Here is a 15189-nt window from a genome sequence, read left to right on the forward strand (position 1 = left end):
TTATAGAATAAGCCAATTTTTTAAGCCAGAAGGAAAAAACAATGAGCCAACCAATTTATAAACGTATTTTATTGAAATTAAGCGGTGAAGCATTACAAGGAGAAGATGGTCTTGGTATCGATCCTGCGATTCTCGATCGTATGGCTGTTGAAATTAAAGAATTAGTGGAGATGGGTGTGGAAGTTGGTGTCGTTCTTGGTGGTGGCAACTTATTCCGTGGTGCAAAACTAGCAAAAGCGGGGATGAATCGCGTGGTGGGCGATCATATGGGAATGCTTGCTACTGTGATGAATGGTTTGGCAATGCGTGATTCTTTATTCCGTGCTGATGTGAACGCAAAATTAATGTCCGCTTTCCAATTAAATGGTATTTGCGATACTTATAACTGGTCTGAAGCAATCAAAATGTTACGTGAAAAACGCGTAGTCATTTTCTCTGCGGGAACGGGAAATCCATTCTTTACCACTGATTCTACCGCTTGTTTGCGTGGTATTGAAATTGAAGCTGATGTTGTGTTGAAAGCGACTAAAGTTGATGGTGTGTATGATTGTGATCCAGCGAAAAATCCTGATGCAAAACTTTATAAAAATTTAAGTTATGCAGAAGTGATCGATAAAGAATTACAAGTGATGGACTTATCGGCGTTTACTTTAGCTCGCGATCATGGCATGCCGATTAGAGTGTTCAATATGGGTAAACCTGGAGCATTACGTCAAGTAGTGACTGGTACTGAAGAAGGCACCACTATTTGTTAGTGAATGTTGAAAAGAATAATATTAAAGAAAATACATAATTAAATTAAGGACTAAACTTTTAATTCATTGAGTTTAGTCTTTTTAATTTAAATAAAGCATTACGGCAGGAATGAAAGTTTTCGTAAATTCTGTTTAGTCTTCATAGTTGGATTATTTAGATATAAAAATCTGCACTCTAATAAGTGAGAAAGTTAATCAAACTTTTAGAATGCAGATTAATTTTTTATAAAATTTCAGTTTAAGCTACAGTGAGTTGTCCCGCATATAAAATAAAGAAACGTAAACAAAATACCCCAATTAAGTCAAAAATTGACACCAAGATAATAAAGTTACGATTGTATTTTAAACGGTCATTAACAAACATATTGGCGATTAATGGGATCAAGATACCAATAATCAATACTCCAACCCAGAATACCACCCCCAAAAAACCAGATAAGGCATTATGTAACGCAACTGTTTTTTGTCCGCCACCAAAATGTAATCCAACGAAGAAACACACAATCAAACCAAGTTCTGTCACCATAATTGGCACTTCAAATTTGTGGATGAAGTGCGATTCGTGAGAATCACCTTTTAGTTTTCCTGCAATTAAGATAATTAAGAAGGTTGCAGCAATACCAGATGATGTGCCAGAGGCTAAGAATAATGCGGGTAATACGGGGTTATTTAACATTGGATAGCTAATCAATGCAGAAAGTAAGAACCCTGTGTATGCTCCAAGCACAGCAGCCAATATGAAAAGAATAACTTCGACTGGACTTGCAATACGTTCTGCAATACCGATGAGTTTCATCACAAATTGCAGTTTTGGCATAAAGCGATTAATTAATGCTTCGATTTCTTTTTTGAAAATCACTAGCCCCCAAATGACTAAAAATAACATATAGATTTGGAATAGCATGACCCCCATCGACATTACGGAGTTGAATTGATAGTTAAACATCAATTTCCAGAATGTCCAAGGTCGAGTCAAGTGGAAAATTAATAGCGTTAAACCAATTAATGTTGGTACAGACCCTAAAATTACCCCAGATCGAATAATCCAGTTTTGGCTTAGATTTTCTAGTTTATTACTGCGTTTATAGGCAATTGCTAACTGTACTGCACCAGATGAGATCCCCAATAAAAACAAGTAGATTGCAATGGTATAATCCCACACTAGATTAGGCGTATGAAATGGAACTGGATAATCTAACGTCATCTTCTAGGCTCCCCATGTTGGAATGGAATGTGATATAAGTTTGGTTGTGTACCTAATTCCACTTTAGTGCGATAAACCGGTTTTTCTTTCACTTTACGTGAAACTGCACTTGTTGGATCATTCATATCCCCAAAGGTTAATGCTTTGGTTGGGCAAGCCTCTACACAAGCAGGTTGTTTACCATTGGCTAAATTTGTATCGCGGCAGAAGTTACATTTATCTGCGGTACGATGTATTGGATGAATAAAACGTACACGATATGGGCAAACTGCTATACAGTATTGGCAGCCTACGCATAAATCTTTATGTACATCTACAATGCCAGTCTCTTTATCAATAAAAGATGCACCAGTTGGACAAACTGCTACACAAGGTGCATTTGTACAATGTTGGCAAGATTGACGAAAGAACTCGTATTCTTGATTTGGAAATTCCCCATAAGGTTCACTACGTAGAATCTCTAAGCGAGAAACGCCTTCTGGCACTTGGTTTACATCACGACATGAGTCCATACAGGCTGTACAACCGATACACGCATTTTCATCATGTATCATTGCGTAACGTTTAGGTTTATCTGCCTTGTTTTCTTTTGCAAAAGCAGGTAAAGATGTCCCCGTCATAAGGATCACAGCCCCCATGCCAGAAACAAAGTTTCGGCGTGAGCAGACTGTCATAGTTTATCCTTTTGTTCGATTAGTTTATCTTGTTCAGCTTTACGTTTTTGTTGTTTACCATGGCAATCTACGCAAAGTTTAACGCGTTGTTTTGGTTGAATACCTTTCATTGCGTCTTCTTTAGGGTGAAGCGTATGGCAACTTGCGCAAGGCAATTTCATTGCGTGTACATCATGAGCCCATAATTTTTCACGAAGTTTGTCAGGTTGATGGCAAGCAAAACAAACTTGGTTTTGTTCTTGAACTGAATACATCGGTTTTTTATTACCGAAAATATCTCCTTCAAAACGCATAACATCTTTAGCACCGCGACGATGATTTTCGGAAACATTGCCGTGACAGCTTACACAAGTAATAGCTTTACCGTTATTTGGATTTTTCTTATCTAAATGTGCACCGTGAAATTTACCAAAGTGGAGTTCGCCACCAGACTGATCTAGCGTTTGGTTTTTATCTATTTTGTCGAATTTATGGCATTTAGCACAATATTGATTAGGAGCGCGTTGGTTATCTAATTGCGGTTCATAAGTAAAATGATCCGCAGGTTTTTGTGCATCATCCGCATAAGCCAAAAATGGCGCTGCTACAAATGCCACAATTAACGCTAACGCTTTTGCAGATTTGTTGATTAAAGAAGTTAAATTCATTTGGGTTACCTCAAATTTGACCTTGAAAATCACCGCACTTTCCTGTTTGCACTAAAAAGTGCGGTGCATTTTTCATTTATTTTTGTGCTGGTGGATCAACTAATAAGCCTTTTTCTCTAGCTTGTTGCTCCCATTGTGGTACCACAGTTTTTAAGAATTCTTCTTTCGCTTTACGTTCTTTTTCAATATCAATACCCATTACTTTCCACGCTTTATCAGCAGTTGAAATATCTGGGATTTGAACTGGAGTTTTCACACCGTGTTTAGTTAAGATTACAGCAAGTTTAGTACGTGCGTCTGCTACTTTATCTAAGCCAGAAGCTAATACACGAAGTACTACTTCAGGCGCATGCATATGACCACCATGGCTTGCAGCAGTGTAATCCCAACGCCATTGAGCATGACGAATATCCATTAATGCTGCTTCCATTTCTTTTTTAGTTGCACCTGCGTCCCAAGCCTCTTTTGCTTCAAAGTGAGCTTTGACAACTTGGTCTTCTAAACGACCCATTACATCTTTCACTTCTTTTTTACGTGAAGTAACAATATCGCGTAATTTTTCTTTGCTTTGATCGTGACAATTTGCACAAGTGCTGTCAAATGCCTCAAATGGATTTTGAATTTGGTGATCGGTGTAAACTTTACCGTCCGCACCTTGTACTTTTGGCATATGGCAATCTACACAAGTTACCCCATTTTTACCGTGCATACCTAAAGACCAAATTTCAAAGTCAGGGTGTTGTGCTTTTAACATTGGTGCTTTAGAAAGTGAGTGAGTCCAGTCAGTGAAACCAATATCATCATAATATTTTTCAATATCATCTACGGTTTGACCATTATCCCAAGGGAAAGTTACTTGCTTGATGTCCCCTGCAAAATAGTATTCAACATGGCAGTTTGCGCAAATTTCTGCACGTTTTTCAGTACGCGCCGCCGTGTTGAAACTTAAATTGTTGTGTGGGCGACCTTCTGCTTTATCTTTTTCAGCAGTGGCTTTTTCTAAAGCATCAAGGGCGCGTAATACGTGTGGACGAGCAATACGTAATGCAGGTTTGCCTTCTGCAAAATCTTTAGAGGTTGTGTCGTGACAGTCAGCACAGCCAATTGAGTTCACGATTTCAGGCCCTCCCTTTGCCCATTTCGCATTGAAATAATCTTTCTCACCCCATTCCGCGATTAAACGTGGAACATCAGGACCTTTACATGTCCAACATGCCATAGCTTGAGGGCCATCATTTGCCGTTTTTGGCGCACCTGTACGTAAAATATTACGCACATCTGTTACCGCATAAAAGTGACCGCGTGGTGCGTTATATTCTTTTGCAAATGCATAACCACCCCAAAGTACGATTAGGCGCGGATTTTCTTCATCAGCATAAATAATGTTTTCGCCATCGCCGTTTGCTGTAGAACGCCAGCTGTTATATTGATTTGGATATTTTTCTGCAAATTTTTCATTTACAGATTCAATTTTCAAATCAGGTTTTGCGGGTTCAACAGGTTGTTCTAATGGCTTATATACAAGCTCAGCAGTGGCTGAGTTAAATAAGCTTAAACTCGCGAAAGACGCTGCCACAATAAGGCTTTTTTTGAATGCGTTCACGATAATTACTCCATTTGTTGTAATAAAAAGGTTAAGTAGAAAGTTGAGAATTATTATTAATATCCATACAAAATGTAGATATATTTTCATTCAAGCGTAAGATACCAAAAGAAAAAAGTTTTTCTACTCGCAGAATGCTAAAGTTTGAGCTTGATCAAGCTTATATTTTAAAATACTTAAAAAGAGGTACATTATTGTTTTAAATAAATTAAGGCGGTATAAAACCGCCTTAATTTTGAGTATTATTATCATTAGTATTGACTAATAATATTTGCTATTCTTTTATCTGATATTTGATATTTCGTACCTAATTGCTGGGCAAATAAACTTACGCGCAATTCCTCAATCATATAGCGAATTTCTGCCACTTCATCGGAAATAGGTTTAGATTTTGGCAGTTTAGCCAGTAATTGTTGGTAAGCCTGTTGTACTTGCTGTATGCGCAACATCGCAGCACGATCACGGTTTACATCTTGAGCCAACTTATCAATACGTTTATCAATGGCTTGCAGATAACGTTGTAAATCTGGTAGGCGATCATAACCGCTCTTTTGCACAAAACCTTGATACACCAAACCTGCAAGTTGCGATTTGATGTCGGATAATGCAAATGCCATCGTGAAATCCATTTTGCCTTTAAGGCGTTGGTTAAGTTGGTAAGTGAGAGTAAGAATCTGCTCCACTTTCTGCGCAATATCCACGGTCACTTCGTTAAGATTTTCTCGAACGAAATCACGCAATTTTTCAAAGCCTGCTTCATCCCAAACAAACCCGCCAAAATCGGCAATCAGTTTATCCACCGCACAAGCAATACAGTCATCGATCAAATCCAATACGCGACCGAACGGAGTAAAATACAGACCCAATTTAGCCTTATTCGGCAATTTTTCATGAAGATATTTAATTGGTGATGGCACATTGAGCAATAACAAACGACGCAAACCTTGTTGCATAGCCACCGATTGCTCAAACTCTGTTTCAAACAGTTTGATAGCTACGGCATCTTTTTCATCTACAATGGCGGGGAACGCTTTGACGCTAAAACCACGTTGTTTTTGTTCGTAACATTGTGGTAAATCTGCAAAACTCCAAATATGCAGCCCACTTTGCTCAATGCCATCATCTGCCACAGCAGAAATACTTTCCTGCACACGATCTTTTAAGTTGAATTTCAGCTCATCCAAATTCATGGATTCTGCGATTTTCTTACCGTTTTCATCTACCACACGGAACGTCATTTTCAGATGGCTTGGAATTTGTTCCCAATTCCAATGTTCCGCTTCTACGGTGACGCCAGTCATACGACGCAATTCATAAATCAGCGTATCTAATAATGGCTTTTCCAATGGCACCGCACGACTTAAAAAAGCTTGAGCATAATTAGGTGCAGGTACGAAGTTACGGCGATAAGATTTCGGCAGCGATTTAATCAGCGCAATCACCAATTCTTCACGCAAGCCTGGAATTTGCCAGCCAAAGCCGGTCATTTCCACTTGGTTGAGCAATGGCAATGGAATATGTACTGTCACACCGTCCGCATCGGTACCTGGTTCAAATTGATAAGTCAATTTGAGTTTTAAATTACCTTGATGCCAGAAATTCGGGAAATCCAGCTTGCTCACTTGTTCCGCATCATCATTGATCAAAAATGAACGTTCAAAATTAAGCAATTCAGGATCTTTTTGCTGCACCTTTTTCCACCAGGTATCAAAATGTTTTTGAGAGACAACTTCTGTGCCAATACGCTGATCGTAAAATTCAAACAATGTGCGATCATCCACCAAAATATCGCGGCGGCGGCTTTTGTGTTCCAATTCTTCTACTTCTCGAACGAGCCTTTGATTTTCTTTGAAGAATTTATGCTTGGTGTTCCAATCCCCTTCCACCAAGGCAGATTGAATAAAGATCTGACGGCTTACCGTTGGATCAATAGCACCGTAATTCACTGGTCGCACAGCCACAATCGGCACACCGTAAAGCGTGACTTTCTCATCTGCAATCACCGCCCCACGAGATTTAGACCAAAGGGGTTCGGAATGGGATTTTTTTATTAAATGCTCGGCAAGTGGCTCAATCCATTCTGGCTCTATTTCTGCCACCATGCGCCCCCAAAGTTTGGAGGTTTCCACTAACTCTGCCGCCATTACCCATTTCGGTTGTTTTTTGAAAAGCACAGAATTGGGGAAAATCGCAAAATGGGCATTACGTGCGCCAAGATATTGTTGTTTCTCCGCTTCTTTTAAACCGATATGAGAAAGCAAACCGCTTAAAAGTGCGGTATGAATTTGCTGATATTCTGCTTTTTCGGAATTAATCGGCAAGCCCATTTCACGCACGGTTAAACGAATTTGATGATAAATATCCTGCCATTCACGAATGCGTAAATAATTTAAGAAATCTTTTTGGCACTGACGACGGAATTGGTTTTTACTCGATTCTTTTTGTTGTTCTTGTAGATAACGCCAAAGATTGAGGAAAGCCAAGAAATCTGATTTTTTATCGGCAAAACGACGATGTTTTTCATCAGAATCTTGCTGTTTTTCTTGTGGACGCTCGCGCGGATCTTGAATGGATAACGCAGAGACGATGATCATCATTTCATAAACGCAGCCAAAATTGACCGCACTTAGGATCATTTTGGCAAGGCGCGGATCGACTGGAAGTTGAGTGAGTTGGCGACCAACTCTAGTTAATAGGCGTTTTTCACCCGATTTAGTTTGAACAGTTTCAAACGCGCCCAACTCTTCCAACAACTTCACGCCATCTTGAATATGGCGTTTATCTGGCGCATCAACAAATGGGAACGCTTCAATATCATCCAAACCCAATGCCGTCATTTGCAAAATAACGGAGGCTAAATTGGTGCGTAGAATTTCAGGATCGGTAAACTCTGGACGAGAATTAAAATCCTCTTCCGAATATAAACGAATACAAATCCCTTCACTTACACGACCACAACGACCTTTACGCTGATTTGCAGATGCCTGTGAAATAGGTTCAATCGGTAAACGTTGTACTTTGGTGCGATAGCTATAACGGGAAATGCGCGCTGTACCTGGGTCAATCACATATTTAATGCTCGGCACGGTCAATGAGGTTTCTGCGACGTTGGTCGCCAATACAATGCGATTTAAACTGCTTGGATGGAAAATTTTATTTTGTTCTTGCGCAGACAATCGAGCAAAGAGCGGTAGAATTTCCGTGTGTTTTAGATTTTGCTTTTGCAAGGCTTCGGCAGTATCACGAATTTCCCGTTCACCGTTCATAAAGATCAAGATATCGCCTCGACCTTCTGCTTGCAATTCATCCACCGCATTAAGAATACCTAGTAGCTGATCTTGATCGTCTTCTTCCACTACGGGACGATAACGCACTTCAACAGGATAGGTTCTGCCTGAGACTTCAATAATCGGCGCATTGTTAAAGTGTTTAGAAAAGCGTTCCACATCAATGGTTGCAGAAGTGATAATAAGTTTTAAATCACGACGACGTGGCAAAAGCTGTTTCAGATAACCGAGAATAAAATCGTTATTTAGGCTACGTTCGTGGGCTTCATCGATAATCAAACAAGAATATTGATTGAGAAAACGATCGTTTTGAATTTCCGCTAACAGAATCCCGTCAGTCATCAATTTGATTTGTGTATCATCACTGATTTGATCGTTAAAACGAACCTTATAACCGACTAAACCACCAAGCTCCGTTTCCAGTTCTTCCGCAATACGCGCCGCCACCGAACGAGCAGCAATACGGCGTGGCTGGGTATGACCAATCATGCCTAAATTGCCGAAACCTAATTCCAAACACATTTTCGGCAATTGGGTGGTTTTACCTGAACCAGTTTCCCCTGCTACCACAATGACCTGATGTTCAGAAAGCAGTTTTTGAATTTCGACTTTGCGTTGGCTAACGGGCAAGCTTTCTGGAAAAACAATCGGATTTTGTACCGCACTTTTCCGTTGTTCTACACGTAATCTAGCTTGTTCAATTTGCTGTTGGATTTCAGCGGCAACGGCTTGTTGAGCCTCTTGGCTTTTTATTTTTCCAATACCATGAATGCAGGCGGATAAGCGACGTTGATCCACCAGAATGATGTCATTTAATTGAGAAAAAAGAGATTGTTGTAAGGGAGTTAATGTGTGTTTTACCGAGCTGTTTTTCATAGCGATTTACTTTTGAAACTTCCGTAAGCTAAGCTAATCCATCCGATTAAAAATAAAGTGCCGCCAATAGGCGTAATCCATACAATTACATTGCTTGCTTCGAAAGCAAGTGCGTATAAACTTCCACTAAATAATAAGATTCCAATTAACCAAGAAGACATAGATAATCGGGCGAATTTGTTGTCACGTAAAGCAGATAATGCAACGGCAAGTACTGCAATGGTATGGAACATTTGATATTCTAACCCCGTATCAATCCATGATAATGCTTTAACATCTAAAATGTGCTTTAAACCATGCGCTGCAAATGCGCCTAGTGCGACACAGAAGAATCCGCTTAAAGCAACAAGAGTAAGGTATTTGTTTTTCATTTAAATTTTCCCTAAAAATAAAGCTAATATACCTGCAGCAATAAGTGGGCCAACGGGAATTCCACCTAAAAATGCTACACCAATAATTGTGCCGATAAGCAAGCCAGTGACTAAAACGGGTTGTTCGCCCATTAAAGGCACACCCTTACCAGCAAGCCATGCCACAAGTATTCCAACTGCAATAGAAAGAGCCATTTTCCAACTAAGAAAACCTGATAAATCAGGCAACTGAATTTTCCCTGAAACTAAGGGGCTTAAAACCCCAATGGTTAAAATAATGATACCAATTTTAACGCCATATTTTTCGAGCAAAGGAATATGAGAAGATAAAAAAGTTTGCTGCATGATAAGTAATACGGCAGCAGAAATGGTAATTGTGCTGTTGTTGCTTAATACGCCAAGAATAAGAAGTATCACTAGTAATAGAGCAATGGTATTGAGTTGTAATGTCATAAAGTGCGGTTAAAAAAATGGAAATTTTGGTAAATATTCTAGCATAGAAATTCGTAAAATTATTTTCCATTGTTGTTGAGAAAAAGATAAATGAGAAAAGTTAAAAAGGGTTCATTATGATCTGAACCCTTTTATTTAGTCGGTAAAATTCTTAAATAATTTATTCTTCAAATTTACCTTTTTTTTCTTTATTGATGGTGCATTTCGCACTAGCCCAAATTGCAAACAATACACCCACTACCCAAATCGCATATAACATTCTATTTCTCCTTAGTATAATGAGTGTTTATTTTTATCAATGAAATTAGCATCTAAACGACCAAACATTTTTGAGTAAGACCAAATAGTATAAGCTAAAGCAATGACCACAAAAACAACTGCAAAAATCAGCATTAATGTTAATGTTAATTCACTTGAAGTCGAATCCCACATTAATAAACTTTGTTCAGGATGTGAACTTGAAGGCATCACAAATGGGAACATTGATACTGCTGCAGTAATAATCACACCAGCCATTGTTAATGCAGAGAAGAAAAATGCAAAACCACAACGATTAGCTTTAGAAAATGCAGCATTTAATAATGCAGCAACTACAGCTAACGCAGGGAAAATCCAAAGAATTGGCATTTCATTGAAATTTCTAAACCACGCGCCAGTTTCTACAGCAACTTCTTTATTCATTGGAGACGATGGAGCGAAATGATCGATAGTGCTAGTAACTACATAACCATCTTTAGAATATAACCATACGCCAGCTAATACGAATGTAATTAAAGTCACAATAGAACCAATTTGACTTACTGAACGAGCCCGATCACGTAAGACTTCAGTGGTTTTCATTTGTAACCAGTTTGCGCCGTGAGTGGCAAGCATTGATAAGCTAATAACACCACATAATAATGCGAATGGATTTAATAGCTCAAAAAATGAACCTGTATAAGTCACTTGAGTTAATTCGTTAAAATGGAATGGAACGCCTTGTAATAAATTACCAAAAGCCACGCCAAATACTAATGCTGGTACAAAACCACCTGCGAATAATCCCCAGTCCCAAACAGAACGCCAAGTTGGATTATCAATTTTTGCACGATATTCAAAACCCAATGGACGTAAGAATAACGCTGCCAAGACTAATACTAATGCAATGTAAAAACCTGAGAAAGATACTGCATATACAATTGGCCAAGCTGCAAATATTGCACCACCTGCAGTTAATAACCAAACTTGGTTACCATCCCAATGGGGAGCAATAGTGTTGATCATAATACGGCGTTCCACTTCTTTTTTACCTATTACAGGTAAAAGTGCGGTCACGCCCATATCAAATCCATCAGTCACAGAGAAGCCAATCAATAATACAATAACTAACACCCACCAAATAAAACGTAGAAATTCATAATCAATCATAATTTATCTCCTACTTATTTAGCTGATTGTTCAAAGTAGTATTTGCCGGTTTTTAACGCACTTGGACCCAAACGCGCATATTTAAACATCAAATACATCTCAACAATAATGAACGCAAGATAAAGCGCACAAATTAAACCAATGGAGAACCATAAATCGCCTGTACTTAAATTAGAAGCGGATACGCCAACAGGTAAGATCTCGTAAATAGCCCAAGGCTGACGACCATATTCTGCTAAGAACCAACCGCACTCAATGGCAATCCAAGGTAATGGCAATCCCCATAAAAGAACTTTTAACAATAATGGAATTTGAGTGACTTTATTACGTAAATTTTGAACAAATGCGCCGAATGTAAGTAAGGCAATTAAACCACCAGAGGCAATCATTGCACGAAATGCCCAAAAATTAGGGCCTACATTTGGAATAGTATCACGAGCGGCTTGTTTAATTTGTTCTTCTGTCGCATCAACAACATTGTTTGTATAGCGTTTTAATAATAAACCGAAACCAAGATCTTTTTTAACTTCATTAAATTGTGCTTTGGTTTCTTCATTTACTTGACCATTTGCTTTTTTCTCAGCGCGTAGTTGAGTAAATAATTCATAAGCACGGATACCACTACGTACACGAGTTTCATTTAATGCTTGAAGATCTTTTAGACCTATAATTTCTTTATCAATTGAACGAGTTGCTATTACACCGCCAAGATAAGGAATTTCAATCGCAAAATCATTTTTCATTTCAGCCGTATTTGGAATTGCTACTGGAAGGAATGGAGCAGGTGCTGCGTGAGTTTCAAATTCAGCTTCCATTGCGGCTAATTTTACTGGTTGTGCTTTACCAATATCATAACCAGATTCATCACCAAGAATTAGCACTGAAATAGAGGCGATAAATCCAAAAGTAGCAGCTACGGAGAAAGAACGTTTTGCAAATTCAAAATCACGACCTTTTAGTAAAAAGTATGAGCTAATGGCTAAAACAAAAAATGCGCCTGTCACATAACCTGCAGAAAGAGTATGTAAGAATTTACTTTGTGCAACAGGGTTTAACCAAAGATCTAAGAAGTTAGTCATTTCCATACGTACAGTTTCAAAATTAAATTCTGAACCTGTTGGTGCTTGCATCCAGCCATTTGCAACCAAAATCCACATAGCAGATAAATTAGAACCGAAAGCCACACAATAAGTTGCTAATAAGTGTTTTCCTTTTGATAAACGATCCCAACCGAAGAAAAATAACCCCACAAAAGTGGATTCTAAGAAGAAGGCAAGTAACGCTTCAATAGCAAGTGGCGCACCAAAAATATCCCCTACGTAATGAGAATAATAAGACCAGTTAGTACCAAATTGGAATTCCATAATAATACCGGTGGTTACCCCAAGGGCAAAGTTAATACCAAATAACTTTCCCCAAAATTTTGTCATATCTTTATAAACTTCTTTACCTGTCGCCACATAAATAGTTTCCATAATTACAAGAATAAAGGATAAACCCAATGTTAGCGGCACGAAAATGAAGTGATACAACGCAGTTAAAGCAAACTGCAAGCGAGAAAGATCAACAACGTCTAACATTCTCAACTCCTTTGTATAAACAACATTAGTTCCAACAATGATTAACAAGGCGATGCCTTAAATAATCCCTAATTACTCAACTCCAATCAGCTAAGTTTACATTGACTTATCTACATAATTATTTTTAAAGGTTAAAAAAACACCAGTTATTATAGAGATAACCCAAATTGGCGGCTATTCTACTACTAAATATAAGAATAAAAAATAGTAAAAAATGCTATATAGATCACATTTTTGATATAAATACAAAAATAGGGCTTATTTGTTATATTTCATTTAATTTAATTGACTTAGATCAAATTGACATTTTTGCAATAATTTTTGTTTTAAAGATGATTAATTTCATTGTGTAAGAGCATATTTTAATATTTGCCTCAACCAACATCATCTATTGATGTTTTTAACTGCTTGAATAAGTATGTAGTGGCATTTAATACTTAATTTATCATTCAACATTTGTAATGTGATTGTTGTTCCTTTCCAAGGATAAAAAGGATTAAGGCAAAACTAGCATTGAGTTCATTAACCAAATCAGGTAAACTACCGTCCCGTCTTTGATAGCTAATTATCTTTGATTTTTGACCGCACTTTTGGTTGATTTTGTCTGTAAGATGATTAGCTATAATCATTTATATCCCAATACAGATTAGGTTCCCTATGGCTACAAATTATATTTTCGTCACTGGCGGTGTGGTTTCATCGTTAGGTAAAGGCATTGCGGCAGCATCATTGGCGGCAATTTTAGAAGCACGTGGTTTAAACGTAACCATTATGAAGTTAGATCCATATATTAATGTGGATCCTGGTACGATGAGCCCAACCCAACACGGGGAAGTTTTCGTTACTCAAGATGGCGCAGAAACAGATTTAGATTTAGGTCATTATGAGCGTTTCATCCGCACGAAAATGACCAAACGTAATAACTTCACTACAGGTAAAATTTATTCTGAAGTATTACGTAAAGAGCGTCGTGGCGATTATCTTGGTGCAACAATTCAAGTGATTCCACATATCACTAATGAAATTAAAGATCGCGTTATTGCTGGTGCTCAAGGTCACGACGTTGTGATTGTTGAAGTGGGCGGCACTGTTGGGGATATTGAATCACTTCCATTCTTAGAAGCATTACGTCAATTAGCCGTTCAAGTTGGTCGTGAACATACGTTATTTATGCATTTAACCTTGGTGCCTTACATCCCAACGGCGGGTGAAGTAAAAACTAAACCAACCCAGCATTCGGTAAAAGAATTGCTTTCTATTGGTATTCAACCCGATGTGTTGATTTGCCGTTCAGATCGTATGATTCCACCAAATGAACGTGCGAAAATTGCTTTATTTTGTAATGTTGCAGAACGTGCAGTCATTTCATTAAAAGATGTGAATTCAATTTATCAAATCCCCGCATTATTAAAATCTCAAGGTTTAGATGATTTTGTCTGTGAACGTTTCCGTTTAACTTGCCCTGAAGCAGATCTTACTGAATGGGAACAAGTGCTTTACAAGCAAGCCAATCCAGTGGGAGAAGTAACCATCGGTATGGTAGGTAAATACACTGAGTTACCCGATGCCTATAAATCAGTAAATGAAGCCTTAAAGCACGCAGGTTTAACGAACCGTTTAAGTGTAAACATTAAATATATTGATTCCCAAGATGTTGAAACCAAAGGTGTTGAAGTATTAAAAGGCGTTGATGGCATTCTTGTTCCAGGTGGATTTGGTTATCGTGGTGTAGAGGGTAAAATTCGTACCGCACAATATGCACGAGAAAACAAAATTCCTTACTTGGGTATTTGCTTAGGTATGCAGATCGCGTTGATTGAATATGCACGTAATGTAGCGGGTTTAACTAAAGCCAATTCATCTGAATTTGATAAAGATTGTGAACAACCTGTGGTGGCATTAATCACAGAATGGCAAGATGCGGAGGGTAATACTGAAGTGCGTACCGATGAATCAGATCTTGGCGGAACAATGCGTTTAGGCGCACAACAATGTCATTTGGTATCAGGTAGCCGCGCTCGCGAGCTTTATGGCAAAGAAACCATTGAAGAGCGTCATCGTCATCGCTATGAAGTGAACAATACCTTGCTTCCAGAAATTGAAAAAGCAGGATTGAAAGTAACTGGATTATCTGCAGATAAAAAATTGGTAGAAATTATCGAAGTGCTAAATCATCCTTGGTTTGTCGCTTGCCAATTCCATCCAGAATTTACTTCTACGCCTCGTGATGGTCATCCGTTGTTTGCAGGCTTTGTAAAAGCAGCCTATGAAAATCACAAAAAATCTGTGAAGTAATTCTTGGTTCTGCAATAAGTGCGGTAAAAAAATGAAA

11 protein-coding genes are annotated in these 15189 nt (G+C 38.3%); 2 read left to right on the top strand and 9 right to left on the bottom strand.

What is annotated here, in order from left to right; genetic code table 11:
* Positions 1–41 precede the first annotated feature (41 nt).
* A complete protein-coding gene (pyrH, locus tag DQN49_RS05890; RefSeq protein ID WP_006996590.1) occupies positions 42–755 on the top strand; it encodes a UMP kinase in 714 nt (237 codons plus the stop codon).
* 238 nt (positions 756–993) lie between these two features.
* On the opposite strand, the gene nrfD is transcribed toward pyrH, so the two are convergent.
* The 9 genes from nrfD to DQN49_RS05935 all read right to left on the bottom strand — a co-directional run bounded on the left by nrfD (position 994) and on the right by DQN49_RS05935 (position 12857).
* Entirely contained in the window at positions 994–1959 is a 966-nt protein-coding gene (gene nrfD / locus DQN49_RS05895; protein WP_006996589.1) for a cytochrome c nitrite reductase subunit NrfD, read from the bottom strand.
* The gene (gene nrfC / locus DQN49_RS05900; protein ID WP_006996588.1) at positions 1956–2633 is read right to left on the bottom strand and encodes a cytochrome c nitrite reductase Fe-S protein; all 678 of its coding nucleotides are present in this window, start codon (positions 2631–2633) and stop codon (positions 1956–1958) included. Before nrfC ends, nrfD begins: the two co-directional genes overlap by 4 nt.
* Positions 2630–3280: a cytochrome c nitrite reductase pentaheme subunit gene (gene nrfB / locus DQN49_RS05905; RefSeq protein WP_032826382.1), complete on the bottom strand. Its 651-nt coding sequence runs from the start codon at positions 3278–3280 to the stop codon at positions 2630–2632. Before nrfB ends, nrfC begins: the two co-directional genes overlap by 4 nt.
* 76 nt (positions 3281–3356) lie before the next feature.
* A complete protein-coding gene (nrfA, locus tag DQN49_RS05910) occupies positions 3357–4883 on the bottom strand; it encodes an ammonia-forming nitrite reductase cytochrome c552 subunit (RefSeq protein WP_005651712.1) in 1527 nt (508 codons plus the stop codon).
* A 251-nt stretch (positions 4884–5134) separates the two neighbouring features.
* Positions 5135–9046: an ATP-dependent RNA helicase HrpA gene (gene hrpA / locus DQN49_RS05915; protein WP_006996585.1), complete on the bottom strand. Its 3912-nt coding sequence runs from the start codon at positions 9044–9046 to the stop codon at positions 5135–5137.
* Entirely contained in the window at positions 9043–9417 is a 375-nt protein-coding gene (locus tag DQN49_RS05920; protein WP_006996584.1) for a DUF423 domain-containing protein, read from the bottom strand. Before DQN49_RS05920 ends, hrpA begins: the two co-directional genes overlap by 4 nt.
* Positions 9418–9870 carry a DUF441 domain-containing protein gene (locus tag DQN49_RS05925; protein WP_006996583.1) on the bottom strand — a complete coding sequence of 151 codons (453 nt, stop codon included), beginning with the start codon at positions 9868–9870 and terminating at the stop codon, positions 9418–9420.
* A 270-nt stretch (positions 9871–10140) separates the two neighbouring features.
* Positions 10141–11277: a cytochrome d ubiquinol oxidase subunit II gene (cydB, locus tag DQN49_RS05930; RefSeq protein WP_006996582.1), complete on the bottom strand. Its 1137-nt coding sequence runs from the start codon at positions 11275–11277 to the stop codon at positions 10141–10143.
* A gap of 14 nt (positions 11278–11291) precedes the next feature.
* Positions 11292–12857 carry a cytochrome ubiquinol oxidase subunit I gene (locus DQN49_RS05935; RefSeq protein WP_006996581.1) on the bottom strand — a complete coding sequence of 522 codons (1566 nt, stop codon included), beginning with the start codon at positions 12855–12857 and terminating at the stop codon, positions 11292–11294.
* A 657-nt stretch (positions 12858–13514) separates the two neighbouring features.
* Here DQN49_RS05935 and pyrG point away from each other — a divergent pair.
* Positions 13515–15152, top strand: coding sequence for a glutamine hydrolyzing CTP synthase (pyrG, locus tag DQN49_RS05945; RefSeq protein ID WP_006996579.1), 1638 nt, complete (start codon positions 13515–13517; stop codon positions 15150–15152).
* Positions 15153–15189: the final 37 nt, after the last annotated feature.

The organism is Haemophilus aegyptius (assembly GCF_900475885.1).
Lineage (GTDB): Bacteria > Pseudomonadota > Gammaproteobacteria > Enterobacterales > Pasteurellaceae > Haemophilus > Haemophilus influenzae.

Coding starts and splice junctions, on each gene's coding strand:
- pyrH (WP_006996590.1), top strand. CDS start 42: ATGAGCCAACCAATTTATAAACGTATTTTATTGAAATTAAGCGGTGAA.
- pyrG (WP_006996579.1), top strand. CDS start 13,515: ATGGCTACAAATTATATTTTCGTCACTGGCGGTGTGGTTTCATCGTTA.
- nrfB (WP_032826382.1), bottom strand. CDS start 3,280: ATGAATTTAACTTCTTTAATCAACAAATCTGCAAAAGCGTTAGCGTTA.
- hrpA (WP_006996585.1), bottom strand. CDS start 9,046: ATGAAAAACAGCTCGGTAAAACACACATTAACTCCCTTACAACAATCT.
- DQN49_RS05925 (WP_006996583.1), bottom strand. CDS start 9,870: ATGACATTACAACTCAATACCATTGCTCTATTACTAGTGATACTTCTT.
- nrfD (WP_006996589.1), bottom strand. CDS start 1,959: ATGACGTTAGATTATCCAGTTCCATTTCATACGCCTAATCTAGTGTGG.
- DQN49_RS05920 (WP_006996584.1), bottom strand. CDS start 9,417: ATGAAAAACAAATACCTTACTCTTGTTGCTTTAAGCGGATTCTTCTGT.
- nrfC (WP_006996588.1), bottom strand. CDS start 2,633: ATGACAGTCTGCTCACGCCGAAACTTTGTTTCTGGCATGGGGGCTGTG.
- cydB (WP_006996582.1), bottom strand. CDS start 11,277: ATGATTGATTATGAATTTCTACGTTTTATTTGGTGGGTGTTAGTTATT.
- DQN49_RS05935 (WP_006996581.1), bottom strand. CDS start 12,857: ATGTTAGACGTTGTTGATCTTTCTCGCTTGCAGTTTGCTTTAACTGCG.